Source organism: Chitinimonas viridis, from assembly GCF_030409555.1.
Taxonomy (GTDB): domain Bacteria; phylum Pseudomonadota; class Gammaproteobacteria; order Burkholderiales; family Chitinimonadaceae; genus Chitinimonas; species Chitinimonas viridis.
Map to the genome: position 1 here is coordinate 14,272 of NZ_JAUFPU010000009.1, position 25,519 is coordinate 39,790.

22 protein-coding genes and 1 riboswitch are annotated in these 25,519 nt (G+C 61.1%); of the genes, 11 read left to right on the forward strand and 11 right to left on the reverse strand.

Annotation, left to right across the window (positions count from 1 at the left end; translation table 11 throughout):
• Positions 1-19: 19 nt before the first annotated feature.
• Positions 20-1,831 carry a DUF885 domain-containing protein gene (locus QWZ03_RS11350; protein ID WP_290332823.1) on the reverse strand — a complete coding sequence of 604 codons (1,812 nt, stop codon included), beginning with the start codon at positions 1,829-1,831 and terminating at the stop codon, positions 20-22.
• A gap of 304 nt (positions 1,832-2,135) precedes the next feature.
• On the opposite strand from QWZ03_RS11350, the gene QWZ03_RS11355 reads away from it, so the two are divergent.
• Both QWZ03_RS11355 and QWZ03_RS11360 read left to right on the forward strand, forming a co-directional pair.
• A complete protein-coding gene (locus QWZ03_RS11355; protein WP_290332824.1) occupies positions 2,136-2,819 on the forward strand; it encodes a substrate-binding periplasmic protein in 684 nt (227 codons plus the stop codon).
• A 58-nt stretch (positions 2,820-2,877) separates the two neighbouring features.
• Positions 2,878-3,981, forward strand: a complete 1,104-nt coding sequence (locus QWZ03_RS11360; RefSeq protein ID WP_290332825.1) for a PLP-dependent cysteine synthase family protein — start codon at positions 2,878-2,880, stop codon at positions 3,979-3,981.
• A gap of 83 nt (positions 3,982-4,064) precedes the next feature.
• Here the strand turns inward: QWZ03_RS11360 and QWZ03_RS11365 are convergent, their stop codons facing one another.
• Genes QWZ03_RS11365 through QWZ03_RS11375 form a run of 3 tightly spaced genes read right to left on the reverse strand, consistent with a single transcriptional unit; the run spans position 4,065 to position 8,439 of the window.
• The gene (locus QWZ03_RS11365) at positions 4,065-7,217 is read right to left on the reverse strand and encodes a glycosyltransferase (protein WP_290332826.1); all 3,153 of its coding nucleotides are present in this window, start codon (positions 7,215-7,217) and stop codon (positions 4,065-4,067) included.
• A complete protein-coding gene (locus QWZ03_RS11370; protein ID WP_290332827.1) occupies positions 7,210-7,833 on the reverse strand; it encodes a GNAT family N-acetyltransferase in 624 nt (207 codons plus the stop codon). The genes QWZ03_RS11365 and QWZ03_RS11370 overlap by 8 nt, the downstream gene beginning before the upstream one ends.
• Positions 7,834-8,439: a hypothetical protein gene (locus QWZ03_RS11375; protein ID WP_284196330.1), complete on the reverse strand. Its 606-nt coding sequence runs from the start codon at positions 8,437-8,439 to the stop codon at positions 7,834-7,836.
• Positions 8,440-8,617: 178 nt separating this feature from the next.
• Between QWZ03_RS11375 and QWZ03_RS11380 the strand changes: the two genes are divergently transcribed.
• The gene (locus tag QWZ03_RS11380; RefSeq protein ID WP_290332828.1) at positions 8,618-10,087 is read left to right on the forward strand and encodes an esterase-like activity of phytase family protein; all 1,470 of its coding nucleotides are present in this window, start codon (positions 8,618-8,620) and stop codon (positions 10,085-10,087) included.
• A gap of 145 nt (positions 10,088-10,232) precedes the next feature.
• A complete protein-coding gene (cysM, locus tag QWZ03_RS11385; protein ID WP_290332829.1) occupies positions 10,233-11,120 on the forward strand; it encodes a cysteine synthase CysM in 888 nt (295 codons plus the stop codon).
• Positions 11,121-11,160: 40 nt separating this feature from the next.
• Here cysM and QWZ03_RS11390 read toward each other — a convergent pair whose 3' ends face one another.
• The 4 genes from QWZ03_RS11390 to upp all read right to left on the reverse strand — a co-directional run bounded on the left by QWZ03_RS11390 (position 11,161) and on the right by upp (position 14,279).
• Complete coding sequence (locus QWZ03_RS11390) at positions 11,161-11,727, reverse strand: TMEM165/GDT1 family protein (protein ID WP_290332830.1); 567 nt, start codon at positions 11,725-11,727, stop codon at positions 11,161-11,163.
• A gap of 23 nt (positions 11,728-11,750) precedes the next feature.
• Positions 11,751-11,922: riboswitch (yybP-ykoY riboswitch) on the reverse strand.
• A 50-nt stretch (positions 11,923-11,972) separates the two neighbouring features.
• Complete coding sequence (locus tag QWZ03_RS11395; RefSeq protein ID WP_290332831.1) at positions 11,973-12,392, reverse strand: hypothetical protein; 420 nt, start codon at positions 12,390-12,392, stop codon at positions 11,973-11,975.
• Positions 12,379-13,632, reverse strand: a complete 1,254-nt coding sequence (locus QWZ03_RS11400; RefSeq protein ID WP_290332832.1) for a uracil-xanthine permease family protein — start codon at positions 13,630-13,632, stop codon at positions 12,379-12,381. The genes QWZ03_RS11395 and QWZ03_RS11400 overlap by 14 nt, the downstream gene beginning before the upstream one ends.
• 14 nt (positions 13,633-13,646) lie before the next feature.
• Positions 13,647-14,279, reverse strand: a complete 633-nt coding sequence (gene upp, locus QWZ03_RS11405) for a uracil phosphoribosyltransferase (RefSeq protein ID WP_284196325.1) — start codon at positions 14,277-14,279, stop codon at positions 13,647-13,649.
• A gap of 167 nt (positions 14,280-14,446) precedes the next feature.
• Between upp and QWZ03_RS11410 the strand changes: the two genes are divergently transcribed.
• Positions 14,447-15,001 carry a hypoxanthine-guanine phosphoribosyltransferase gene (locus QWZ03_RS11410; RefSeq protein ID WP_284196324.1) on the forward strand — a complete coding sequence of 185 codons (555 nt, stop codon included), beginning with the start codon at positions 14,447-14,449 and terminating at the stop codon, positions 14,999-15,001.
• A 104-nt stretch (positions 15,002-15,105) separates the two neighbouring features.
• On the opposite strand, the gene QWZ03_RS11415 is transcribed toward QWZ03_RS11410, so the two are convergent.
• The gene (locus tag QWZ03_RS11415; RefSeq protein ID WP_290332833.1) at positions 15,106-15,894 is read right to left on the reverse strand and encodes a TFIIB-type zinc ribbon-containing protein; all 789 of its coding nucleotides are present in this window, start codon (positions 15,892-15,894) and stop codon (positions 15,106-15,108) included.
• 123 nt (positions 15,895-16,017) lie between these two features.
• Between QWZ03_RS11415 and glyA the strand changes: the two genes are divergently transcribed.
• From glyA to QWZ03_RS11445, 6 genes are all read left to right on the forward strand, one after another.
• Complete coding sequence (gene glyA / locus QWZ03_RS11420; RefSeq protein ID WP_284196322.1) at positions 16,018-17,262, forward strand: serine hydroxymethyltransferase; 1,245 nt, start codon at positions 16,018-16,020, stop codon at positions 17,260-17,262.
• Between the two features lie 106 nt (positions 17,263-17,368).
• Positions 17,369-19,480, forward strand: a complete 2,112-nt coding sequence (locus tag QWZ03_RS11425) for an acetyl-CoA hydrolase/transferase C-terminal domain-containing protein (RefSeq protein WP_290332835.1) — start codon at positions 17,369-17,371, stop codon at positions 19,478-19,480.
• A 161-nt stretch (positions 19,481-19,641) separates the two neighbouring features.
• Positions 19,642-20,964 (forward strand): M16 family metallopeptidase, encoded by a 1,323-nt coding sequence (locus QWZ03_RS11430; protein ID WP_290332836.1) that lies wholly within the window; start codon positions 19,642-19,644, stop codon positions 20,962-20,964.
• The gene (locus tag QWZ03_RS11435) at positions 20,964-22,361 is read left to right on the forward strand and encodes a M16 family metallopeptidase (protein ID WP_290332837.1); all 1,398 of its coding nucleotides are present in this window, start codon (positions 20,964-20,966) and stop codon (positions 22,359-22,361) included. Before QWZ03_RS11430 ends, QWZ03_RS11435 begins: the two co-directional genes overlap by 1 nt.
• Before the next feature lie 179 nt (positions 22,362-22,540).
• Complete coding sequence (locus tag QWZ03_RS11440; RefSeq protein WP_290332838.1) at positions 22,541-23,716, forward strand: benzoate/H(+) symporter BenE family transporter; 1,176 nt, start codon at positions 22,541-22,543, stop codon at positions 23,714-23,716.
• Positions 23,716-24,822 (forward strand): aminopeptidase, encoded by a 1,107-nt coding sequence (locus QWZ03_RS11445; RefSeq protein WP_290332839.1) that lies wholly within the window; start codon positions 23,716-23,718, stop codon positions 24,820-24,822. The genes QWZ03_RS11440 and QWZ03_RS11445 overlap by 1 nt, the downstream gene beginning before the upstream one ends.
• A 245-nt stretch (positions 24,823-25,067) precedes the next feature.
• Here the strand turns inward: QWZ03_RS11445 and QWZ03_RS11450 are convergent, their stop codons facing one another.
• Together QWZ03_RS11450 and QWZ03_RS11455 are read right to left on the reverse strand one after the other, a co-directional pair.
• The gene (locus QWZ03_RS11450; protein WP_290332840.1) at positions 25,068-25,199 is read right to left on the reverse strand and encodes a hypothetical protein; all 132 of its coding nucleotides are present in this window, start codon (positions 25,197-25,199) and stop codon (positions 25,068-25,070) included.
• Positions 25,189-25,362: a hypothetical protein gene (locus tag QWZ03_RS11455; protein WP_290332841.1), complete on the reverse strand. Its 174-nt coding sequence runs from the start codon at positions 25,360-25,362 to the stop codon at positions 25,189-25,191. Before QWZ03_RS11455 ends, QWZ03_RS11450 begins: the two co-directional genes overlap by 11 nt.
• Positions 25,363-25,519 lie beyond the last annotated feature (157 nt).

Below are 25,519 nucleotides of genomic sequence, written 5' to 3' on the forward strand. Positions count from 1 at the left end.
GCTGGCGGGATATTATCACTTATCGTGTCGCTGCGCTTTCCTTGATCCAGTCATTGACCCGACGCTCCAGCAGATCCAGCGGCAAGGGGCCGGCAGCCAGTATCAGGTCGTGGAAGGCTCGCAGGTCGAACTTGGCGCCCAGCCGGGTTTTGGCGGTTTCGCGAAGTTGCAGTATCTTGAGCATGCCCACCTTGTAGGCGCAGGCCTGGCCTGGGTCCACCATATAGCGCTCTATTTCCACCACGGTGTCGCTTTGGGGCATGCCGGTGTGTTGGCTCATGTAATCAATTGCCTGCTCCCGGCTCCAGCGTTTGCCATGGAGGCCGGTATCCACCACCAGCCGCACGGCCCGGAACAGCTCGTCGCGCAGGCGACCCAGCTGATCGTATGGGTCGGTTTGCAGGCCCATCTCCCAGGCCAGTTGCTCGGCATAGAGCGCCCAGCCTTCGCCGTAGGCTGTGTACCAGTTGTAGCGGCGAAAGCTCGGCAGGTCGGATTGCTCGCGTGCCAGGGCACTCTGGAAGTGATGGCCAGGTACGCCCTCATGGTAGGCCAGCGTCCGCATGCTCCAGCGTGTGGTGGCCTTGATGTCATGCAGATTGGCAAAGAACACGCCGGGCCGGCTGCCATCGGTGGCGGGTGGCTCGTAGTAGGCACCGGGTGCAGTTTGCTCGCTGAAGGCCGGTATGCGCTGCACATCGAGCTTGGCAACAGGCAGGTGGCCAAACGCCTGGGGCAGTGCGTCCTGTGCTTCGGCCAGGATGGCTTTGTAGTCGGCCAGTATCTGGGCGCGGCCCGCGTCGGTGTCCGGGTAGAGGAAGCGTGGATCGTCGCCCAGCTTTTTCATGGCAGCGCCGACATCGTCGGCTTTTTCGCCCTGGGCCTGCAGTATGCGTTGCATCTCTCCCTGGATGCGGGCGACTTCGCTCAGCCCTATGCTGTGTACCTGCTCGGGGCTCAGCTCGGTCGTGGTGTGGCCGCGCAGCTTCCAGGCATAGAATGCTGCGCCGTCCGGCAGGGACCAGGCACCCAGGTTCTGGGTGTGCTGCCGGGCCAAGGCCTGGGTGGCGGTAATCAGTTGTCGATACGCGGGATAGACCTGTTTCTGCAGCGCTGTTTTGGCCTGGGCCAGCAGCAGTTGGCGTTCTTCGGCGGAGATGGATTCTATGCCGCTGGTTTTGCGTGCCAGGTTTTCGTAAAGCGGGTTGCGCTCCTCAGGTGTGGCAATAAAGCGTTGCATATTGGCGACGGATTTCACCAGGGCGAAGTGCGGCGCCACAATGCCACGGCGTGCGCGCTCTGTCTGTTTGATACCCAATTGCCCCAGCGTGGTCGGCATTGCCTGCAGCCGGGCAATGTAATGCTCGGCGTCAACGCGGTCGTTGATCTGGTGCGTGCTCAGCAAAAAATTGGGTAGGCTCTGCTGCTCGCCCCATAGCTGGTTGACCGGGAAGTCGTGATAGCGAAAGCGTTCTCCTGCCAGCTCGTACTCCAGCACAGTCTGCATGGTGTCGTAGGAGAGTTGGTCGGCGGGGCTCAGGCTGTTGCGATCATACGCCTGCAAGGTGGCAAGGTTCTGCTTGCTGCGGGCCAGTTGGCGCGCTTCCTGGGCGTCGGAGTTATCGTCCAGCCTGGCGTTGTGCCCACGCAGGCCCCAGGGTTCCAGCAGGCGCAGGTCGGATAGCGCCTGCGGCGAATCCAGTGCCTGCTGCAGCGATACCCGCTCAAAGAAGACCCGTATCGACCACGGCCGGAACCAGATGGCATTGATGACCACTGCGCTGACGAGCAGTGCGGCCAGTATCAGGCTTAGCCAGATTTTGCGTTTCACGACACGATCTCCGAATGGGCATGGGGCAGGTGCGGCGAGCGCCATTGTGCCAGCCTATTATTGTGTCAGGCTATTGCAGCGCTTGCGGTGTTACGTCGGGGCTATGACATCGGCTACCGGTCATCCACCAATCCTGTTTGCTGGAGTATCGATCAGCTAATACGTACAAGGGGGCGCCGCAATGGTGCCTCAATATATGGGTGAGGGTGGCACGACGCAGGCCGGGCACAAGCCCATTCGGCGCATTGATCGCCACCCCGGAGGGCCTTGGTCAGCCAAGGGGGAGGTACGATGGGAGTTCGCCGTGCATCGCATCTTGGCAACGGGCCTGCTGGTGCTGTTCGCAATGTCCTCGTCGGCATCTAACCTGCTGCGCCTGGGCCGTAGCGAGCAGCCTTCGGAATTGACTGACCGTGCCGAGGCCGTGCTGCGAGTGGCTTACCTGCGCCTGGGTATCACCCCCCGGTTTGAACCCTATCCCTTGCGGCGCTCATTGGCACTGGCCGCTAAGGGCGAGCTGGATGGCGATACCATGCGCGTGGCCGAGCTGGCTGATGAGATACCCAGCCTGGTAAGAGTCGCCGTACCCGTGGTCAGCCTCAGCGTGGTGGCTTACGGCCATGGGGGCTGCCCCAACCAGATCAGTTGGGCGCAACTGCTGGCAAAGCGGCTGGTGCATGAGCGCGGTGTGCTGGTGCTGGAGCGCAGGACCCGGCAGGTCGACGTGCTGAACTCTGCAGGCAATGACGATGCTTTGCGCATGGTCAGCGAGGGCTTGGCCGACTACGCAGTAGGCGTGGGTGTGGAACTGGATGCGGCCAGGGAGCGGCATCCGCGTTACCGGCTCTGCCGGGTGTCCATGCCGGTTGAGCAAGTGCCGCTATATCACTACCTGCATGAGCGGCACCGTGGCCTGGCAGCCCGGTTGACGGGTGTACTGGAGGACATGCAGCGCAAGGGCGAGTTGGCGATTTCCCCAGCACCCTGATGGTAAGGCGATACGGCGTGTAAGATAAAGCCATCCTTGCAACCAAGCCTTTTCCGCCATGAGCAATCGCGTTTGGGTGGCCAGCGCCATCCACAAGATCGAGGCCGATTTCAATCGTTCGGCTGATACCCATCTGATCCCGCTGGATTTGCCGGGCTACCCTGGCATACAGGTGTACTTCAAGGACGAATCCAGCCACCCGACCGGCAGCCTCAAGCACAGGTTGGCACGCTCGCTGTTCCTCTACGCCTTGACCAATGGCTGGTTGCACGCCGCTAGCACGGTGATCGAGGCGTCCAGTGGCTCCACGGCGGTATCGGAAGCCTATTTTGCGCGGCTGCTGGGCTTGCCTTTTGTGGCCGTCATGCCGGCCAGTACCTCGCCGGAGAAGATTGCCGCCATCGAATTCTATGGCGGCCGCTGTCATCTGGTGGATGATCCGGGTGCCATCAACGCCGAGTCGGAACGGTTGGCGCGCGAGACCGGTGGTCACTTCATGGATCAGTTCACCTACGCAGAACGGGCAACCGACTGGCGAGCCAATAACAATATCGCCGAATCCATCTTCAAGCAGATGGCCGAGGAGCCGCATCCCATTCCGGACTGGATAGTGTGCAGCCCGGGTACGGGAGGGACCAGCGCCACGCTGGGCCGGTTTGTCCGCTACCGGCGCTATGCGACCCGGATACTTTGTGTCGATCCTGAGACTTCGGTGTTCTTTGACTACTACCAAAGCGCCCTGGCGGGCAAACCCGATAACCAGCTGACCTTGCCGTGTGGCTCCCGCATTGAGGGCATAGGCCGGCCCAGGGTAGAGCCCAGCTTTATCCCGCATTGTGTCGAGGCCATGCTCAAGGTGCCGGATGTACTCAGCCTGGCGGCCATGCGCTATGTCAGCGAACGTTTGGGGCGCAGGGTAGGGGGCTCGACCGGCACCAACTTCGTCGGTGTGCTGTCGCTGGCGCAGCAGATGCAGGCTGAGGGCCGCAGCGGCTCCATCGTGACCATACTGTGCGATAGCGGTGAGCGCTATGCCCACAGCTATTACAACTCGGCCTGGTACACAGAGCGGGGCATGGATATTGATTCAGCTGACACATTGGTGGCCGCTGCCGTGCATGGTGCGGCCTTGCCTGCTTTGGCTGCCGCGGGTATGCGCTGAGCGGCTGCCATGGCTAGTGCCTGGGTTGCCCTGGGTGCAACTGCAAGTACATACACTGGAATGCCTGCAGTGGGTAACAGGCGCTAAACGCTGACATGCAATACCCTGCTGCCTTGCAGATACACCTGGTAGCGGGACCGATAGCGTTCACGCAATTGGGTTCCCCATTTTTCGCGCATCAGGGCCGCTTCGGCTTGCCATACCGGGTCGTCGTTTGCCGTGCTGCCACGGGTGGTGGAGGCGTCGTGGGTGAGGCGGGCGTCCACGGCCTGGACGATGCGCCAGCCGGCCTGCCGTACGGCCAGGCAGAAATCCACATCGTTGTAATTGACGGCAAAGCGGCAATCGAAGCCGCCGGCAGCGAGCAGGGCGTCGCGCCTGACCAGCAGGCAGGCGCCGGTGGCGGCCGATACATTGCGGTTGAGCAGGCACTCGTAGCGCTCGCCCCAGCTGCGTAGCTCGGCGGCAATCCATTGTGGGTCGGTTTCTATCCCGTTGTGCTGCAAGCTGCCATCGGGGAAGAACAGTGTCGCCCCCACCACGCCTACACCGGGCAGGCGCATGAAGCGCGCCATGCGTTGCAGCCATTCGGGGTGCCGTACGGTGACATCGTCGTTCAGGAACAGCAGCAGGGGCGCCTGGCTGCGCTCGGCAACCCGCTGATTGATGGCGGCCCAGTTGAACGGGCTGTCGTCACGCTCCCAACTGATACGGGCATCGCTTGCGGCCAGCGCCGCGACGGCGGTCAGCATGGTCTCGGAACAGCGGTTGGCAACGATGGTGATGTGCAGCTGCGGGTAGTCTGTCGCCTGGAGCAAGCCGGCCATGCAGGCCTGCAAGCCCTCCATATTGCTATGTGTGGGGATGATCACGTGCACCAGCTCGCCGCTGGCTGGCCAATCGGCCAGTATGCCAGGGTAGCTTTCGTCCCAACCGACCTGGGCATCGTCTATGCCCAGCCGTGCCAGGTTTTCCTGCACGGCGGCCAGCGCGGCATCGTGTGCCCAGGGCTTGGCCGCGCGGCTATGGGCAAGCGAGCCTGCTACCGCGCGCCAGTCGTACAAGACCTTGGGCAGGTGGGCTATTTGGTCAGCCGCCAGTGCCGAACTGGCGCGCAGCAACAGGTCGTAATCCTGCGCCCCGTGGCTGGCCTGCCTGTAGCCACCCAGCGCCAGCACCCGCTCACGGCGGTATAGCGTCAGGTGATTAGGATAGTTGATCGAATGCAGCAACTCTGGCGACCAGTCCGGCTTGCGGAAGACCTGCAAGGCGCGGCCAGACTCGTCTATGGTCTGGCTGTCGCTATAGATCAGTTGCAGCTCGGGCTGTGCCTGCAGCAGCAGTGCGACCTCCAGCAGGGCTTCCGGGTATAGCAGGTCATCATGATCAAGCGGCACCAGCCACTCGCCCTGCGCCATCTGTATGCCTTCGTTGCTGGCAGCCACAATGCCGCCCTGCTCACTCCGCCTGCGGCAGCGTACCCTGGGGTTGCCTGCCTGATCGCGTGCAAAATCGTCCAGCACGGCTAGCGTCTCGGCCCGGCTGGAGCCGTCGTCGATCAAGCACAGCTCCCAATCGGCCAGATGCTGGTTCACCACACTGGCCAGCGTTTGGGTCAGGATGGCTGCTGTCGTGTTGTAGACCGGCAGGATGATGGAGAAGCGTGGCCGGCCTTGGGTCAGCACCAGACCGGCCAGACGGGCAGCGCTCTCCGTCGTGCCGGTCGGCAGACCCAGTGCAGTCTGGCTGCGGGTCTGCCAGGACTGTGCCTCGCGGTTTCTCTCAAGTGCGGTGGCGAGCTGCTGCTGCTCATGCCTGGCCTCGGCTAGGGCCGCATCCTTGGCATCGCGCTGCTGTTCCAGGCCATCGACCAGGCTGGCGATGGCTGCCAGTTGCGGCCCGCTCAACTGGCCAGCTATCCGGGCTTGCACCACGGCTTGCCAGGGTTGGTAGCCCTTGGCTTGGTGGTTGCTGCGCTGGTCGCTCTCCAGGCTATCGCCCAGCAGGCGGTATTCGCAGCTGATGCTATCCAGGTGGGTGAAGCGCCTCCCTGCCAGTACCAACCGGCTGAACAGATCCCAATCCTCGTAGGCCCCCAGTTCGCTGTCGAAGCGCTGGGACTTCAGCAGGGCAGAGCGCCAGACCAGGGCGTGGATGGGGATGTAGTTGCCGACGAGAAGCCGCGCGGCATTGAAGGGGCGGTTCAGGGTGGCCACCACATGGCCAGTCTGCAGCGTGTCGCCTTGCAGCACGCAGGGGCGCAACTGGCAGCCGGCATAGGCGGCATCGACATTGCTGTCCTGCTGCAACTCGGCGATCAACTGGGTGTAATGGTCTTGATAGACCACGTCATCTTCGTCGAGTATGGCCAGATAATCCCCTCTGGCCGAGGCGATGCCCAGGTTGAGGTTGTCACTGCGATTACTTACACCGGGAACGATGCGTAGCTCCAGCGTCTGGAAGGCTGCCAGTGCCGGTTCGTCGTCGCCAAACCAGACCAGTACGACCTCCAGCATGGGATAGCGTTGTCGCTGCAGACTGCTGAGCGCATGTTGCAATAGCGCATTGCGGCTGGCGCGGATAATGACCGACAGCAGGGGTGGGTGTTCGAAGAAGCGTTGGGGCGTGCCATCCCAGTCGAATTGCAGGAAAGCTTCGGCATGGGCTGCGCCTGCTGCCAGGCCACGCAGGCTGGCCAGGCTCTCCACATGCCGCAGGTAGTCGTACTGGCACAACTGTGAGGCATGGCAGCGCAGCGCGGCCAGCTTGCTGTCCATGTCTTCAAGCACCAGCAGGCGGTTGATGCTGGGGTTGGCCTGTATGGTTTCGTAAAACCACAGCTCACCTTGCCAGTGGCCTGTCAGCGCGGCCAACAGGCCACGGCTGCAGCGGCGGTGATCCTCGTGCTGCTCCGATGGTGCCGGCAACAGTAGCCGGTGGGGCCGGAAAACCTGTACTGCATCGCGATAGGCTGCTTGTATGGGGCCGGACATCGGTACGGCGCCATCCGGGTAGTGCCAGAAAACAATGTCGTCCACCCCCAGCAAGGCGAGACCGGCACGGCATTCGGCCAGCCTGTCATGGTGCTTGCCTGTGGGGGGCAAACCCGCTTCGCCATCGCTCATTACGACGACCCGTATCTTGCTGCCCTTGCGTACGGCTTCGGCCAGCAAGCCACCGCAGCCCAGTACTTCGTCGTCGGGGTGGGGTGCAAAGACTAGGATGCGATCAGCCATGGCTGGGTGTCTCGTTCAGTGGTGCCAGCCGCAGCAGATGCATATGCAGCCTGCTGGCCGGCCATTCGCTGGCATCGATGGCATAGCGATGCAGATCCAGCCGCTTGCCTTCCGGCGTCGTGATTTCTGCCTGCAGCACGCCCTCTTGCCGTAGCGCCAGTCTATCCAGCAGGGCCAATACCCGGGTGTTCTCGGCTGAGACCAGGAAGATCAGCTTGTACAGGCCCAGGTGATGGAAAGCGGTGTGCATGGCGTAATGCCAGGCCTCCCAGAAGGCCCGGCCGGCGCGATGCATATAGATGGCGAACTCCGCCTTGCCATTGAGCAGGTCGATGGCGGACAGACTCATCAGGCCTACCGGTTCGGCGGTGAGGGCCGACTCTATGAGGATGTCCATCTCTATCGGCGGGTCGATCCGGCTCAGCCACTCGAAGCGGGCCAGGCGGCTGGCAAAGTCGGGGTAGAGCGTCTGGCACTGCGGTTGATAGTGGCAGAAGCCAGGCAGGGACATGGCTTGCTGCAGCAGCGCGAGGTCAGCCGCGCCGACACGGCGCAGACGCGCATGCCTGCCCTGGTAAAGGGGCAGGCCGTCTGGTAGCAGTGCGGAGGTAGGCAATTAGGGGGCTGTGCAGCTGTCCACCGTGATTTCATCCAGCTCTGAATAGCGGAACTGGCTCCAGTCCGAGCCGTCTGCCGATTTGGGCCAGACCATGGCCTGTAGATAGAACTTCGTGCCCTTGATCCCTACCAAGCCTCGACTGGCCAATTCCGTCAGGTTGATGGAGAAGGTGATGCTAGCTGTGGAAGTGGAGGTAGTGGCACCTACCGGTGCTGCCAGATCGGTACCATCGTGGCGGAACTGTGCCAACAGGGTGAAGTTCTGCTGGCCCACGCGGAGCTGACTGTTCAGTGCCAGGAAGGCCGGGTCGTCCTTGTCGCTGGAGGCCGCAATAAATACCTGGTCCCCGCGCTGCACACCTGTCACCACCGTGGACATGGCGGTGGCGCCCGCATTCACGCAAATAGTGGGTACGACACCATATGCGGTCGATTCCAGCTGGAACTTGCCTGCCTGGGGTAGTTCCACCAGGGTGAGTACACCGGTCGTGATATCGGTATAGCTGGGGGTGACAGGGCCGTTGTTGGCCATGGCTTCTTGCAGCAGCATGGGCAAGGTGGCGGCCTTGCCCGAGATCAGGAACGTCGCAAAGCGCTTCTTCATGATGTACTCCGGTTGGCTGAGTGGCCGCCAGCGCATTCGCGGGCGTGTTATTTGGGATAGATGATGCGGGCCAGCCGGTCAAAGCCTTCCGTCGCCATAATGCCTTGTCGTACTGCTGTCATCTTTTGGGGGTAGCGTAGCGCCTGACACTATTCACCATGCAAACAGGGAATTCACCATGCAAGCCCGTCTAGCCGCCGCCGTGGCATCGCTCTTTACTGTTGCCGCCCAGGCTCAAACTGTCGAGATCAATCCGGTTGAACACGAGGTGGTGAGCACGGTGGAGCGCTATGCCCTGCAGGTGCCGGCAGCCGACTACATCCCCTATGGTGGCAAGTTCAAGGCCGAGTTTCCGCAGGGGCTGCACTTGGCTGTGGGTTCGGGTCTGCGGTTCAAGGGTTACGAGAAGGATGCCTCCCTGAGCTTCTGGGCGCTGACCGACCGCGGCCCCAATGGTGATTCGCCAAAGGTCAAGGCAGGCGAGAAGGCTGCGCCGTCCAAGGTATTCCTGGCGCCCGATTTCTCACCGCGCATCGCCACCATCAATGTGCAACTGGCTGAGGGTGCCCGGGTGGTCAGCACCATGCCGCTGAAGCAGGATGGCAAGGCCATCAGTGGTCGCCCCATTGCGCCGGAGAACAGTGGCTCGTCCAAAGAGGTGCCGCTATCCGATGAGCTGAAGCCGCTCAAGTACGACGATTTTGGCATGGACCCTGAAGGCATCGACTTCGACAAGCAGGGCAATCTGTGGATAGTCGATGAATATGGCCCTTTCCTGGCACAGGTTGACGCCAAGACCGGCGAATTCATGCAGCAGTACATGCCCGGTGCAGGCCTGCCCGAGATATTGGGCGAGCGCCAGCCCAACCGTGGCTTTGAGGGTGTGGCCGTGACCCCGTCCGGCAAGGTGGCTGCTATTGTGCAAAGCACGCTGGATATCAAGAAAGAGACACGGGGCAGTGCGCAGTTCCTGCGCCTGGTCGTGCTGGACCCCAAGACCAACAGCACGCAGATGTTTGCCTACCCCCACGATGTAAGCGAGTACAAGAAGAGTGGCGATGCCAAGATAGGCGACCTGGTGGCCATAGACGATACCCGCTTCCTCTTGATTGAGCAGGGTAGGGACAAGAACAAGACCATGCGCAATGTGGTCTACCTGATAGACACCAAGGGTGCGCAGGACCTGACCGGCCTGAGCTTGCCTGACGGCAAGGCGCTTGAATATGCCGACGCCAAGGCACTCAGCCAGTTCCAGGCTGGCGGCGAGGTGACAGGTAGCGGCAATATCGTGTCGGCCAGCGCCAGCAGCAGCTTGAAGATGATCAGCAAGACCCGCCTGTTCGACCTGCGCGAACTGGGCTGGAACGCCGAGAAGGCCGAAGGCCTGGCGGTGGTGGGAGAGCTGGGCAAGTTTGCCGATGCCAGCGAGCTGGCGGTGATCAATGACAACGATTTTGGCCTGAAGGGCGATGTTGCTGCCTCCGAGCGTGACCCGGAGGCCTACCTGGTGGACACCGATGGCAAGCTGGCAGATGCCAAGGGCAATGCGGTGGAGGCCAGCTACCGCGTTGCGCAGAGTGATGAGCGCGATACCCAGTTTTGGGTCCTGCATCTGAAGAAGCCCTTGAAGGACTACTTCCCCAAATAACCATTGCCTCTCCGCCGTAGATTAGCCCCGTGCAAACGGGGCTTTTTTATGTGGCATCCGTGGCGTCGCATATAGAAATAGCCAATGCGGCTTTATGGCCGGGCTGGCCCCCTGGGTACAATGTGCGATCCCCTGGAGTGTAAGCATGTACCCAACACTGGAAGACTTTGTCGGCAATACCCCCCTGGTCAGGCTCAAGCGCTTGCCGGGCAAGAGTAGCAACGTGGTGCTGGCCAAGCTGGAAGGCAATAATCCTGCCGGCTCGGTCAAGGACAGGCCGGCGCTGTCGATGATACGGCGGGCACAGGCGCGAGGTGATATCGCGCCTGGCGACACCCTGATCGAGGCCACCAGCGGTAACACCGGCATTGCCCTGGCCATGGCGGCGGCCATGATGGGCTACCGGATGCGGCTGATCATGCCGGAACACCTCAGCATAGAGCGGCGCCAGACCATGAAGGCCTTTGGTGCCGAGATCGTGCTGGTGACCCAGAAGCAAGGCATGGAGGGGGCACGCGATCTGGCGGAACAGATGCGGGATGCGGGCGAGGGCATCATACTCGACCAGTTCGGTAACCCCGACAACCCGCTGGCCCACTATGAGGGCACCGGTCCCGAGATATGGCGCGACACACAGGGCCGCATTACCCATTTTGTCTCCAGCATGGGGACAACGGGCACCATCATGGGCACCGGGCGTTACTTGCGCGAGCAGAATTCCGCCGTGCAGATCATCGGTGTGCAGCCGGTGGATGGCGCCCAGATACCTGGCATACGTAAATGGCCTGCCGAGTATGTGCCGGGTATCTGCGATTTTTCCAAGATAGATCGCATCATGGAAGTCACCCAGCAGGAAGCCGAGGCCATGACCCTAAGGCTGGCGGCAGAGGAGGGCATCTTCGCCGGTATCAGTTCTGGCGGTGCCATGGCGGCGGCGCTCAAGCTGTCGGCAGAGCTGGAGCATGCCACCATCGTCAGCATAGTCTGTGACCGGGGTGATCGTTACCTGTCCACCGGGGTGTTTCCAGCTTGAGTTCCTGGCGGGGCAGTAGGGGCGACTGCCCCGCCCGCCGTCAGGACAGGCCGACGCCAGCCAGGGCCAGCAGGCCCAATATGGCGAATATCCCTGCGGCAACCTTGTGCACCAGGGCAACCGGCAGTGCTTTTGCCGCTTTGTCACCCAGCCACACCACGGGCGCATTGGCCAGCATCATGCCTACGGTGGTGCCGGCAATCACCCACCAATAGTCGCTAAAGCGTGCAGCCAGCGCCACAGTGGCCACCTGGGTCTTGTCGCCCATCTCGGCCAGAAAGAACGCTACCAGGGTGGTGCCGAACACCCCAAGGCGCTCGTTGAGGCGGGTGTCGTCTTCGAGCTTGTCAGGTATCAGCATCCAGCCGGCCATGGCAATGAACGAGATGCCCAGTATCCAGCGCATGGTAGTGGGGCCGATCAGCGCCATCAACCAGCTGCCCACAGCACCGGCCAGCGCGTGGTTCACCAGGGTGGCGGCCAGGATGCCAAGCACAATGGGAATGGGTTTGCGAAATCTGGCCGCCAGCAACAAGGCCAGCAGCTGGGTTTTGTCGCCAATTTCGGCCAGCGCAACAATGCCGGTCGATACCAGGAAAGCTTCCATGATTGATTTTCTCCGGGGCCGGCAACAAGAACCATAGACGCATGCCGCCGCGGCCCCTTGCCGGTCGGATGCGTCTGTGGTCTTGCCAGGCAGGATCAGGCGATCCTGTTGCCTACGCCATGGCCATGCGGGCCAAGTATGTTGACGTGGGCTTCCGCCGGGGCGGCGGAACGGCTACTCCCCAAAGACGGGGCGGATTATAGGAGGCATCCCGTACATTGTCACCTGCTCAGGTTTTTATCTGGCTAGGATGAGTGTTCTACTAAGCGATAGGTCGATAGATCGTTGGCCGAGTTCATGACTAACTCCTTACTGTTCGCGAACTCTATGCTTGTTTCTGCACCATACTGCACTGGATCGTAGCGCACTTTGACCAAGGTGACGCCGAGCAGATCAAACTGTGCAGCGAGATCCACGGGTTTCAACAGGAAGCCTTCTTCCGGTGGCTGCGTAAGGGGTAAATCAGGCGCATCCGATATTCGCCAGTGAATGATGTGCCACTGAAAATACAGCTTATGCCATTGGCTGTTGATGCAGATGAACAGAGTGTGCAGCGGTTCGACCAAGCGGCCATCTTCCCAGGATTCCAGGACGACCAACCCTTGGCAGATTCTGCCTGCTAAGGGTGGCTCATCGCCTATGAATTCCAGCTCAAGGTCTTTCACGGGCCTCTACGCTATCGGATACGGGTTGTGGCACAGCCCTGGGCAGCAACAGGTTCAGCAATATCGCCAAGATGCCACACAGGCTGACGCCCGAGAGGCCAAAGCTGTCGCTGAAATTGACTGCCAGCCCACCTATGCCGGTGACCAGCACGACAGAGATGATGCAGAGATTGCGCGGGTCGCCCAGGTCGACCTTGCCTTCCATCACGGTCTTGAGGCCGATGCTGGCAATGGAGCCAAACAGCAGCAGCATGATGCCACCCATGACAGGCAGGGGTATGGTGTTGAGGAAGGCGCCGAACTTGGCCACGAAAGCCAGCAGGATGGCAAAGCAGGCTGCCCAGGTCATGACGACCGGGTTGAAGTTGCGGGTGAGCATGACGGCGCCGGTGACTTCGCCGTACGTGGTTACCGGCGGGCCGCCGAACAGGCCCACCACATTGACGGCCAGGCCGTCGCCCAGCAAGGTGCGATGCAGGCCTGGACGCTCGGTGAAGTCTTTGCCGGTAACCGAACCGATGGCCAGGATGCCGCCCACATGCTCGACGATGGGGGCGATGGCCACCGGTATCATGAACAGGATGGCGGCCAGGTTGAACTCCGGCTTGCCAAACTGGGGCAGGGCGAACCAGGGGGCGTCGATGACGGGCTGGAAGTTGACCGCGCCCATGAATAGCGCTGCGATATAGCCTGCTGCTACGCCAGCCAGAATGGGGACCAGCTTCATGATGCCACGCGCCTTGATGGCCACCAGCATGGTGGTGAACAGGGCAATGGCTGCCAGGCTGATGGCGGTGGCGTAGGGCACCACCTGGTTGGTGCCGGCCTTGCCGCTGGCCATGCCTACGGCGACCGGGGCGAGACCCAGGCCGATGACCATGACGACCGGGCCGATTACCACGGGCGGCAGGATGCGGTGGATGAATTCCACCCCCCGCCATTTCACCAGCCCGGCGGCGACGTAGTAGAAGAAGCTGGCGGCCGCCAGCGCACCCAACGTGGCGGGCATGCCCCAGGTTTGTACCGAATAGATGATGGGGGCGATGAAGGCAAAGCTGGAGCCCAGATAGATGGGTACTTCGCGATGGGTGACAAACTGGAATATCAATGTACCGATGCCGGCACCCAACAGGGCCAGGCTGGGGTTGAGCCCGGTCAGCAGCGGCACCAGTACGGTGGCGCCAAATGCCACAAAGAGTATCTGTGCGCCGCCTATGGCGGTCTTGAGCGTATCGTTCATCGTCTCCCCTTGTGTTAGCCGTGTTTGGTGCCGAATATCTTGTCGCCAGCATCGCCCAGACCAGGAATGATGTAGCCGTGTTCATTCAGGTGGCTGTCTATGGCGGCGGTGTAGATGTCCACATCCGGGTGTTTTTCCGTCATCAGCTTGATGCCTTCCGGCGCGGCTACCAGGACCAAGGCCTTGATGTGGCTGCAGCCGTTGCGCTTGAGCATCTCTACCGTGGCAACCATGGAGCCGCCGGTCGCCAGCATGGGGTCGATGATCAGTGCGGTACGCTCGGCCAGATCGCCTACGAACTTCTCGAAATAGGGCACGGGCTGCAGGGTTTCCTCATTGCGCGCCAAGCCGACTACGCTGATCTTGGCGTTGGGCACCATGTCCAGTACGCCATCCAGCATGCCTATGCCGGCCCGCAGTATCGGCACCACCGTTACTTTCTTGCCCTTGATGCGCTCCACTTCCACCGGGCCGCACCAGCCGTCCAGCATGACTTTTTCCAGAGGAAAGTCCTGGCAGGCCTCGTAAGCCAGCAGGCGGCCTATCTCGGCTGTCAGCTCGCGGAACTTCTTGGTGCTCATATCGGCTTCGCGCGCCAAGCCTATCTTGTGGCGAACCAGCGGATGGCGAATCTCATGTACGGCCATGGTGTAACCCCCCTTGTGCAAGGCAAATAACGGCGCGGAGCTTAGACGATAGGCTGGGTGATTGCACGGTGGTTTCGTCTATGCTGTCTGCAAGCCCTTGAAGTAAAGCAGTTTCATCGCTACCCTTCGCGCCTTTTCAAGCTTTGGGTAGGGTGCAGGAGATGGACATGAACATGAAGGACGAAATCGTCAAGGTGATGGCCGAGGCCGATTGCCTGCACAGCGATGCCGAGGTAAGCGCGGCGCTGGATCGCATGGCTGCAGACGTGACCGAGGTGCTCAAGCACGCCAACCCGTTGGTCTACGTAGTGCTAAACGGCGGCATCATTGCCGCTGGCCAGTTGCTGCCGCGCCTGCGTTTTCCGCTGGAGGTAAGCTATCTGCACGCTACCCGCTACGGCGACAAGACCCAGGGCGGACGGCTGAACTGGAAGGTCAAGCCGACCGAGGACATGCATGGCCGGACCGTGTTGATCGTCGACGACATCCTGGACGAAGGCAATACCCTGGCAGCCATCATCGAGTACTGCCGCGAGCAGGGAGCGACCGAGGTGCTGACGGCCGTTGTCGTCAACAAGTCGCATGACCGCAAGGCCTTCCCTGGCATGCATGCCGATTTCGTGGGCCTGGAGGTGGAGGACCGCTTCTTGTTTGGCTGCGGCATGGATTACAAGGGTTTCTGGCGCAACACCCTTGGCATCTATGCGGTGAAAGGGCTGTAGAGACCTCAGCCGGCCTGGCTGGTGATGTCAAGACAGGGTGGTGCAGTGCGCCAGGGTTTCCATGGCGCCTGCCACCCGCTCACCGCTGAGTTTATGAGAGGCGCTCAGCGCGACTCCCTCAGCAACTGCAGGCATTGCCACAACCACCAGCCCATCCAGGCCCAGGCAACGAGCATCAGCAGGGCTCCGCTCCAGTGCGCCAGCGCAGCCAGGCCATGGTCCCATTCCAGCAGGCCCAAGGGTTCCAGCAGGTTGTGCCAGTCGTGGCGTTCGCTGCGGAACTCGACCATTTCCTCGTTCCATTCGCCTATCAGGGGCAGGTCCATGGCGCGGGCGTCGCCGACATAGGGTGCGAGGTCGATAAAGTTCTGGCCCAGCCACCACAGGCAGGCTGCGGCAGCATAGGGCTTGCCTTCGCGCAGCAGGAATGCCCCGCCCAGTATCACGGGCACCAGGCATTGGAACAGACTACCGCCCAGGAACATCATCCACTCTCCCAGCGGCCGGAACAGCAGATGCCCGAATTCGTGAAAAGCCAGGTTGGCGCCATGCAGCAAGGAGTTGCCCGCATCGCCGTTACGCCAGTCGCCAGCAATAAACCACATGCCCCAGACCACCAGGACCAAGGTAAGCAAGGCTTCACTCATAAGCACGGAAGGCTGCGCCTGTGCCGGCCGGTGAAACAAGCGCGCCAGCAACAGGTGGCGCCAGCCTTCGGTTTCTGCCTCGGTGCTACTGGCTTGTTGCTGAGTGGGCAACTGGCCTGACTGCCGTTCGATCAGGTACTGGGCATACTTGGCGAAGACCACACCGCAGCGCGGACAGGCGTTGCCAGTAGTCGCATCGGTGGCTTGGCGGGCATAGCCGCACTTGGGGCAGACGGGGCGTTCCATGGGCCTAGTTTATAAGATGAATGGGGCGCACGATGAATATGCAATCCATTCAACTGGTTCATGTCGCGCGACATGGTAAAATACCGGTCTTTACTCCCCCCACCTTCCTACGGAAGCCCCGCCATGTTCAAGCCGCTGTCCATCGCCCAATACGATTCCGAACTGTCTGCCGCCATTGAAAGCGAAGTCGTTCGCCAGCACGAGCACATCGAGCTGATCGCCTCGGAAAATTACACCAGCCCGGCCGTGATGGAAGCGCAGGGATCGCAACTGACCAACAAGTATGCCGAGGGTTACCCAGGCAAGCGCTTCTATGGTGGTTGCGAGTATGTGGACGTGGTGGAGCAATTGGCCATAGACCGTGTCAAGAAGCTGTTTGGCGCCGAGTACGCCAACGTGCAGCCCCATTCGGGCTCCCAGGCCAACCAGGCGGTGTATTTCAGCATACTCAAGCCGGGCGACACCATCATGGGCATGAACCTGGGTCACGGCGGTCACCTGACGCACGGTTCGCCGGCCAACCTGTCGGGCAAGCTGTTCAAGATCGTGCCCTACGGCCTCAATGACAAGGAAGAGATCGACTACGACGAGATGGAGCGGATTGCGGTTGAAACCCAGCCCAAGCTGATCATCGGCGGCGCCTCGGCCTATGCACTGCGCTTCGATTTTGAGCGCATGGCGGCCATCGCCAAGAAGGTAGGCGCCTACTTCATGGTGGACATGGCCCACTATGCAGGCCTGATTGCCGCTGGCGTGTACCCCAACCCGGTGCCGCATGCCGACTTTGTCACCTCGACCACCCACAAAACCCTGCGTGGTCCCCGTGGCGGCATCATCCTGGCCAAGGCCGAACACGAGAAAATGCTGAACAGTAATGTGTTCCCCAGCCTGCAGGGCGGCCCGCTGATGCATGTGATTGCGGGCAAGGCCGTGGCTTTCAAGGAAGCCCTGCAGCCTGAGTTCAAGAGCTATCAGGAGCAAGTGCTGAAGAACGCTGCCATCATGGCCAAGACCTTGGCCGAGCGTGGCCTGCGCATCATCTCCGGCCGTACCGAGAGCCATGTGTTCCTGGTGGATCTGCGGCCCAAGGGCTTGACTGGCAAGGCGGCTGATGCCTTGCTGGGCCAGGCGCACATTACCGTCAACAAGAACGCCATCCCCAACGACCCGGAAAGCCCCTTTGTCACCTCGGGCATCCGTATCGGCTCGCCCGCCATCACTACCCGTGGCTTCAAGGAAGAAGAGGCCATCATGGTGGCCAACCTGGTGGCCGATGTGCTCGACAAGCCAAACGATGAAGCCAATATCGCTGCAGTCAAGGCCAAGGTACATGCGCTGACCAGCCGCTTCCCGGTTTACGGCAAGTAAAGCCCGCTGGTGGTACAAAGAGAGGAGCGCTTCGGCGCTCCTTTTTCGTTTGGAACACCTGCCCATCGCACGCTACGCGCAGGCAGGCACACAATCAGGATGCACCATGCCCTTGTTTCTGGACAGGATGGACGCGGCGGTAGATGAAGTATTGGCGCGCTTGCCAGGGGATATCGTCTTGGGGACACCCCTAGGCATAGGCAAACCCAATCCCTTCATCAATCGGCTTTATCAGCGTATCAAGGCCACGCCCGCACGACGGCTCAAGATCATCACGGCCTTGTCGTTGCAAAAACCGGTGGGCGGCAGCGAGATAGAGCGGCATTTTCTGGCGCCGTTTGTTGAGCGGGTTTTTGGAGACTATCCCGATCTGGACTATGTGCTGGATTTGCGGGCGGGCAAGCTGCCAGCCAATGTCGAGGTGCTGGAGTTCTTCCTCAAGACGGGCGACTACCTGGGCAATGCCGAGGCTCAGCAGAGCTATATCTGTACAAACTACACCTTTGTGGCGAGAGACATGGCGCTGCATGGGGTCAATCTGCTGGCCCAGGCGGTTTCGGTGCACGGCGATGGCGATCGCATGCGCCTATCGCTGTCGAGCAACCCGGATCTCACCTTCGAGGTTTTGGAGCGCCTGCGGGCGGCAGGCGAAAACAAGGTTCTGACCGTGGCGGTCTTGAATCAGCATTTGCCTTTCATGCCGCGTCAGGCCGAAGTGGCGCCGGACTTTTTTGACTTGGTGGTGACGGACGCGGTGGGCACCCACGCGCTCTTTGCGCCACCCAATATGAAGGTCAGCGTGCAGGACTACGCCATCGGCCTGCATGCAAGCAGCCTGATCAGCGATGGCGGTACCTTGCAGATCGGCATAGGCGCCCTGGGGGATGCCATTGCCCAGGCTTTGATACTGCGCGAGCAGCATAACGATGCCTACCGACGTTTGCTGGCGACACTGAGCCGTGGCCAGTTGGGCGAGCGCCATCTGGGTGAGTTCGAGCAGGGTCTCTATGGTTGTTCGGAAATGTTCGTCAATGGATTGTTGCGCTTGATTGAGGCAGGCGTGGTCAAGCGTGAAGTCTATGACGACGCGGTACTACAGCGTTTGCTCAATCACGGCCATATCAGCCAGGTAGTCAGCGGCCACACGCTACGCCGCCTGCATGAGGCAGGTCGTATCGGCAATAGCCTGTCGGCCGATGACGTGGCGTTTCTCGTCCACTTCGGCATCTTTAAACCCGGTGTGCAATGGCGTGATGAGCAACTGCACCACGAGGGCCAGGTATGCTCGGCAAGGCTCGATGATGCCGACGCCTTCCTGCATATAGAGCGAGCGCTGCTGGGCGAGCGCTTGCGGGGTGGTGTCTGCCTGCACGGTGGTTTCTTCCTGGGCCCCAACGACTTCTATCAGCGGCTACGGCAGATGTCTGAGCAGGAGCTGGACCGTATCGAGATGCACCGCATCGACTTCATCAATCAGCTGGATGTACAGCATGCGCTCGCCAGTGTGCAGCGGCAGCGTGCCTGCTTCATGAACACCACCATGATGGTCACCCTGCTGGGAGCGGCGGTATCGGATGGATTGGAGAACGGTCAGCTGGTTTCCGGTGTTGGTGGTCAGTACAACTTTGTCGCCATGGCACATGCCTTGCCTTGTGCTCGGTCCATCCTGATGTTGCGGGCGACGCGCGAAAGCCGGGGCAAGGTGAGTTCCAATATTGTCTGGAACTACGGTCACACTACCATCCCTCGGCATTTACGTGACATGGTGGTGACTGAATACGGCGTGGCCGATCTGCGTGGCCAATCCGACGCTGAAGTGATCAAGCGTTTGCTGGCAGTAGCAGACAGCCGCTTCCAGGATGAGCTGATGGAAACCGCCAAGGCCAATGGCAAGCTGGAGCAATCCTATCAACTGCCAGATGGGGTACGTCGAAACCTGCCTGAGGTACTGGTGGCGGGGATGGTGCCCTGGCAGCAGGCCTACCTGCCGGACTTTCCTTTCGGCACAGATTTCACTGCCGAGGAGCTGGCGATCATCGAGGCGCTGCAGAGAATGCGGCAAGCCAGTGAAAATCCGCTCGAACTGGTGGCAGCGGCGCTCAAAGGCCTGTTCACCGACAAAGAGGCACCGCCAGCTTGGCTGGCTCGCCTGGGCCTGGATGAGGCCAGCGACCTGAAGAACCTGCTGCTGCGCAAATTGTTTGTCGGCAATCTGTAGGACTGAGCGTGTCGGCGCGTACCGCCACTCATCCACCCTAAGGCCACTTCGTCGCAGCATATTCTGTCGGTTTGGCGGCTATGGCATGATGCTGCGCCAGTCGGGTCGGGGAGAGCTATGCCACCCGCTTGGCAAGATAGCCATACAAAGGAGTAATAACAATGAAGTGGAAAACCCTGCTCGCAGCCGGAGGCTTGGTGTTCGGCCTGGCGGCTGCGCCGGCCCACGCCCTCACGGCCGATGAGGTGAAGACCTTTACGCTGGGCAATGGCATGAAGTTCTTGGTGCTGGAGAACCGTGCCATACCCAATGCGAACTTCTACACCTTCTGGAAGGTGGGATCGCGCAACGAGGCCCCCGGCATTACTGGGCTGTCGCACTTCTTCGAACACATGATGTTCAATGGTGCCAAGGTCTATGGCCCCAAGCAGTTCGACCGCGTGATGGAATCCAAGGGCGGCTCCAACAACGCTTATACCTCCAATGACCTGACGGTTTACCAGGATTGGTTCCCCGCTTCGTCGTTGGAAACCATATTTGCGCTGGAAGGCGACCGTATCGGCAATCTGGCCATCGACCCCAAGATGGTCGAGAGCGAGCGCGGTGTGGTGGCGTCCGAGCGCATCACGGGGCTGGAGAATTCCAACTGGCGCATGCTGAGCGAGGTGGTAGAAGCCGCCGCATTCCGCGCCCATCCTTATTCCTGGCCGGTCATCGGGCATGAGTCCGATATCAAGGCCTGGACCCAGGAAGACCTGCGCCGCTACTTTGATACCTACTACGCCCCCAACAATGCGGTGGCCGTGATCGTGGGTGATGTGAAGTTCGACGAGGTGAAGCGTCTGGCTGAGCAATACATCGGCCCGGTACCCGCTCGCGCAGCGCCCCCTGCGGTCCGCACCGTGGAGCCCGAGCAGGTGGGTGAGCGCCGTGTGTTCGTGCGCAAGGAGTCGGTGACCACGCCCAACCTGATGGTGGCGTACAAGGTGCCGCAAACCAACCATCCCGATCACTACGCACTGGATGTTTTGCAAAGCCTGCTGGTCAGCGGCAAGACCTCGCGCCTCTATAAGGCGCTGGTGGACAAGCGCCTGGCCAGCGACGTGGATGCCGGGCAAGGCGATACGTTTGACCCCGGCCTGATGCAATTCTATGCAGTGGCTGCCGATGGCGTTGCTGCGGGCAAGCTGGAACAGGCCTTTACTGCCGAGCTTGATCGCGTGGTAAAGCAGGGTGTGACCGAGCAGGAGTTGCAGAAGGTCAAGAACCAGAAGGTGGTGGAGTTCTATCGCAGCCTGGAAACCATCAACGGCCAGGCGGCCAGCATAGGGCACTATGAGGTGTTCGGTGGCGACTACCGCAAGCTGTTTGATGTGCCTGCTGCCTACAAGCGGCTCACGGTTGCCGATATCAAGACGGTTGCTGCCAAATACCTGAAGAAGTCGCAACGCACGGTTGGCGTGCTCGCGGCCAAGGAGGATTGATGATGCTGAAGAAAACCTTCCTGGCTGGCTTGATTGCGCTGGCCGGTTCTGCCCTGGCAAGCGAATTCCGCTTGCCGGCCTATGCCACGGCCAAGCTGCCGAACGGTCTCAATGTTTACCTGATGGAGCGCCATGACGTACCGCTGGTGGCGGTGCGTGTGATCAGCCGTGCTGGCGGCGCGCTGGATGGCACGCAGGCTGGCCTGGCCAATCTGACGGCAGATGGCGTGCTGCTAGGCAGCAAGAAGTACAGCAAGCAGGCGCTGGATGACGCCTTTGATTTCCGCGGCGCCGATATTGGCGGTGGCAGCGGTGTGGAGTTCAGCATGGTAGCCGCCAGTTTTGCTCGCGATGATGTGGCGACCCTGCTGCCCATGCTGGCCGATATCGTCCAGCAACCGAGTTTTCCAGAGCATGAGTTCGGCAAGCTGCGGGCACGCACCATGGATGAGCTGAAGCAGGCCAAGGAAAGCCCGCGCAACGTCATACGCAGCTATTACGCCAAGCTGCTATATGGCGAAGGTGTCTACGGCAATCCGATAGAGGGGACAGGCAGCAGCCTGGCCAAGCTCAAGCGCAGCGATCTGGCGGCTTTCCATCGTCGCTACTATCGGCCTGATACCTCGGCCGTGGTGGTGGTAGGCGATTTCAAGACCGCTGAAATGCGAGGCCAGATCGAGAAGCTGTTCGGCGGTTGGCGCGCCGAGGGTGCGGCACCGGCGGTATTGCCGGCGAGCCCCATCCAGGCCAGCAAGGCGCGGGTATTGCTGGTGAACAAGGAGGATGCGCGCGAGACCACCTTCCTGTTTGGCGGTGCGGGTATCTCGCGCGGCGACCCGGACTATGTACCCTTGCAGGTGATCAATACGGTGCTGGGAGGACGCTTCACCTCCTGGCTCAATGATGAGCTGCGGGTGAACTCCGGCCTGACCTATGGGGCTGGCAGCGGCTTTACCACCTATGGCCAGAACGGCACATTTGCGGTGTCCAGCTTTACCGCACTGCCCAAGACCGAAGCGGCGCTGGCGCTGGCCACCGAAACCTATCAGCGGCTGTGGACGCGCGGCATTGATGCCGAGACGCTGGAATCGGCCAAGGCCTATGTGAAGGGACAGTTCCCACCCCGGTATGAGACGGGTGCGCAGCTTGCCGGCTTGCTGGGCGAGATGTTCATCTACGGTTTTGGCGATGAGCAGGTCAATCAGTTCAGCCAGAAGGTGGATAGCCTGACGCCGGAGCAGGCGCGTGTCCTGATAGACAAGCATTTCCCCAAGGACAAGCTGCAAATGGTGCTGGTCGGCAAGGCCGAGGCCATACGGCCCATCGCTGCCAAGTATGGCGAGGTGCTGGAAGTGGATATCAAGGCGGATGGTTTTGCCGCCAAGGCAGCCAGATAAGCCGTTGCTGCAAGCTTGCGGTCACGCAAGAAGAAGTACCCAGAACGCCACGGTCAGCCGTGGCGTTTTGCTGGGCGGACGGGGCGACTGTGTCGGCCACTGGCCATCAGGTGTACCGGGCTTGCGGTACATGGGCTAGTCTATTGTCTGGCTGTCCCTAATTGCTGGCGCCCCCTGACATGTACAAGCTGATCCCCCTGCCGTCACTTGCTGCCGGTTTCATCACCGTATTGGTGGGCTATACCAGCTCGGCGGCCATTATCTTCCAGGCGGCCCGGGCGGCTGGCGCCACGCCGGCTGAACTGGCTTCCTGGCTGATGGTGCTGGGTTTTGCCATGGGGCTGACCTGCATAGGTCTGTCGTTACGCTACCGTATTCCTGTCTCTACCGCCTGGTCCACCCCTGGCGCAGCCTTGCTGACCACCAGCCTGGCGGGCTACAGCATGGGTGAGGCCATCGGTGCGTTTGTCTTCTCGGCGGCCTTGATTACGCTGTGCGGCATAACGGGCTGGTTTGAACGGGCGATGAAATACATTCCGCTGTCCATTGCGGCGGCCATGTTGGCAGGGGTGTTGCTGAAATTCGGCATCAATGCCTTTACTGCCATGCAGGGGCAGTTCTGGGTAGTGCTGCCCATGTTCCTGGCTTATCTGTTGTTCAAGCGCTTTTTGCCCCGCTATGCCGTGGTGGCCGTGCTGCTGGTGGGTGGCCTGCTCGCTGCCTGGTTCGGCCTGATCAAGCTGGATGGAGTGAGCTTTGCCATTGCCGCGCCAGTCTGGACCACACCGCAGTTCAGCTGGACTGCCATGATGGGCATAGGCCTGCCGCTGTTTATTGTCACCATGGCCTCGCAGAACATCCCCGGTGTTGCGGTGCTGCGCTCCTCTGGCTATGAGCCGCCGGTTTCGGCCCTGGTGGGCTGGACGGGCTTCACCAATCTGCTGCTGGCGCCGTTCGGCTGTTTTGCGCTTAATCTGGCGGCCATCACGGCCGCCATCTGCGCCGGCAAGGAGGCGCACGAAGACCCTGCGCAGCGGTATCGCGCCAGCGTGGCTGCTGGTGGCTTCTACCTGTTGTTGGGCTTGCTGGGCGGTTCGGTCGGGGCCTTGTTTGCGGCCTTCCCCACTGAGTTGGTCTTGGCCATTGCCGGCATTGCCTTGTTCGGTGCGTTATCCAGCGGCCTTGCCTTGGCCATGCGCGAGGACAACCAGCGTGAGCCGGCCTTGATCACCTTTCTGGTGACGGCATCGGGCGTCAGCCTGGGTGGCATAGGCTCTGCTTTCTGGGGGTTGGTGGCTGGCGTGCTGGCATTGGTGGTACTGAATCTGCGGGCTGCCAAGCCCAAGGCGGCCTGATGGCTGCGTGGCTGGGGCGGCTGCTGGGGTTGTTGTTCTGCCTGGGGTTGTCGGGCTGCGCCAGCGTGGCGTTCGTTGGCCAGGCGGCAACCGGGCAGGCAGAGGTCATGAATAAAGCCAGGGCTATAGACGAGGTACTGGCCGACCCGGCGACCACGCCCGAGACGGCGAACAAGTTGAGGCTGGCGCAACGGCTGCGTGAGTTCGCCATACGCGAGCTGAAGCTGCCCGACAACGCCAGCTACACCCGCTATGCTGATTTGGGCCGCCCCTATGCGCTGTGGAACATCGTCAGCACACCGCCGTTGTCGCTTAAACCGCAGGAAAGCTGCTTCCCTATCGCCGGTTGCCTGAGCTATAGGGGCTATTACAGCGAAGCCGAAGCCCAGCAATATGCCGAATCACGCAAGGCACTGGGCGAGGATGTATTCCTCTACGGTGTTCCCGCTTATTCCACCTTGGGCTGGTTTTCGGATCCCTTGCTCAATACAACTCTGCGCTACGACAAGGCTGTGCTTGCCAGGCTGATCTTTCACGAACTGGCCCATCAGCAGCTCTATATCAAGGACGACAGTGGTTTCAACGAAGCTTTTGCCACGGCCGTGGAGTTGGAGGGCTACGAGCGCTGGCTGGCACAGGAGGGCGATGTGGCGGCGCGCGAGGCTTATCCCAGGGCGGAGCAGCGGCGGCAGGCCTTCAGGCGGCTGATGGAGCAGGGCAGGGCATTGCTGGAGGCGGTCTATGCCAGCGAGCAGGCCGATGACGCAAAGCGTGCTGCCAAAGTCGAGATACAGACTGAACTGGAGCGTGGTTATCAGGCGCTGAAGGCAGAGTGGGGAGGCTATCTGGGCTATGACGCCTGGTTCCAGCCCCATCCCAACAATGCCCATATGGCGTCTCTGGCGACCTACCACGAGAAGGTACCGGCATTTCGGGCCTTGTTCAGGCAGCTGGGGGGCGATTTTTCGGCGTTTTATCTGGCGGTGCGCCAGTTGGCAGAAAAAAATCGGGCCGCCCGCGATGAAGCGCTGGCGGCCCTGAGAAGCGCTGCTGTCATAGGGGAGACGCAGCACGGAGCAACAACACCGTCCACAGCAGCACCCTGAGCGTATGGTCAACATCAGGACGCTGCCCACCCCCCATGCCCTCGGGGAGAGGAGGAAGGGGGAGGGCACAAGAAGGCTTTCTGTCCCGGAACAGCCATCCTGTTGCGAACCCATTCATCATGCTGCGCTGCGACAAGCCTAGCCATTGGCGGTTTCGGCATTCGGGAAAGCCGCAGTGCGGGGCTTTACCCGGCGCCCGCGCAGCCCTTTATACCCATCAATGACTTGCGTCCACCAACGGGCGCTCAATCGTCCACGGTGGCGCAACGCCAGGCCATGGCCAGCAGGGCAAGCAACAGAAGGCCTAGCACGTCTATCAGTCGAATGCGCAGGCCTGGCTGGCGCGGTGGCGCAGCAATCAGCGGCTCAGCCAGCATGGCGAGTGCCTGCTTGGGCCAGCACCGGCGAATCTGGCTGGGTAGGGGCGGCGGGCCGAGGGTCGGACACCAGTGCGTAGGTAAACAGCACGGTGACTGCGATGGTCAGCAGCGGTTCGGCAAATAAGGCAAACGGTTTCTGATGGAGCGGTGAGTAAGGCATGGTTAGCTTTGCGAGGTGATTTGTGCGTTGCAGCATAGGTGGCGTTTGTTACGTCTGATCGAAATCGGCATGACAGACGTATTTCTGCGCTGACCGCGCCCAGCTACCTGTTGACCGGTTTTAGCCCGCTGCAGGCCGCGCCACGGTTAGAATGCGT

Excerpts from the sequence above, each read along its gene's own strand:
- upp (WP_284196325.1), bottom strand. The coding sequence starts at position 14,279 with ATGGCCGTACATGAGATTCGCCATCCGCTGGTTCGCCACAAGATAGGC.
- QWZ03_RS11400 (WP_290332832.1), bottom strand. The coding sequence starts at position 13,632 with ATGAACGATACGCTCAAGACCGCCATAGGCGGCGCACAGATACTCTTT.
- QWZ03_RS11360 (WP_290332825.1), top strand. The coding sequence starts at position 2,878 with ATGAGCAATCGCGTTTGGGTGGCCAGCGCCATCCACAAGATCGAGGCC.
- QWZ03_RS11410 (WP_284196324.1), top strand. The coding sequence starts at position 14,447 with ATGAACATGAAGGACGAAATCGTCAAGGTGATGGCCGAGGCCGATTGC.
- QWZ03_RS11450 (WP_290332840.1), bottom strand. The coding sequence starts at position 25,199 with ATGCTGGCTGAGCCGCTGATTGCTGCGCCACCGCGCCAGCCAGGCCTG.
- QWZ03_RS11440 (WP_290332838.1), top strand. The coding sequence starts at position 22,541 with ATGTACAAGCTGATCCCCCTGCCGTCACTTGCTGCCGGTTTCATCACC.
- QWZ03_RS11375 (WP_284196330.1), bottom strand. The coding sequence starts at position 8,439 with ATGAAGAAGCGCTTTGCGACGTTCCTGATCTCGGGCAAGGCCGCCACC.
- QWZ03_RS11435 (WP_290332837.1), top strand. The coding sequence starts at position 20,964 with ATGATGCTGAAGAAAACCTTCCTGGCTGGCTTGATTGCGCTGGCCGGT.
- QWZ03_RS11415 (WP_290332833.1), bottom strand. The coding sequence starts at position 15,894 with ATGGAACGCCCCGTCTGCCCCAAGTGCGGCTATGCCCGCCAAGCCACC.
- QWZ03_RS11455 (WP_290332841.1), bottom strand. The coding sequence starts at position 25,362 with ATGCCTTACTCACCGCTCCATCAGAAACCGTTTGCCTTATTTGCCGAA.
- QWZ03_RS11390 (WP_290332830.1), bottom strand. The coding sequence starts at position 11,727 with ATGGAAGCTTTCCTGGTATCGACCGGCATTGTTGCGCTGGCCGAAATT.
- QWZ03_RS11425 (WP_290332835.1), top strand. The coding sequence starts at position 17,369 with ATGCCCTTGTTTCTGGACAGGATGGACGCGGCGGTAGATGAAGTATTG.
- QWZ03_RS11430 (WP_290332836.1), top strand. The coding sequence starts at position 19,642 with ATGAAGTGGAAAACCCTGCTCGCAGCCGGAGGCTTGGTGTTCGGCCTG.
- cysM (WP_290332829.1), top strand. The coding sequence starts at position 10,233 with ATGTACCCAACACTGGAAGACTTTGTCGGCAATACCCCCCTGGTCAGG.
- glyA (WP_284196322.1), top strand. The coding sequence starts at position 16,018 with ATGTTCAAGCCGCTGTCCATCGCCCAATACGATTCCGAACTGTCTGCC.
- QWZ03_RS11365 (WP_290332826.1), bottom strand. The coding sequence starts at position 7,217 with ATGGCTGATCGCATCCTAGTCTTTGCACCCCACCCCGACGACGAAGTA.
- QWZ03_RS11445 (WP_290332839.1), top strand. The coding sequence starts at position 23,716 with ATGGCTGCGTGGCTGGGGCGGCTGCTGGGGTTGTTGTTCTGCCTGGGG.
- QWZ03_RS11380 (WP_290332828.1), top strand. The coding sequence starts at position 8,618 with ATGCAAGCCCGTCTAGCCGCCGCCGTGGCATCGCTCTTTACTGTTGCC.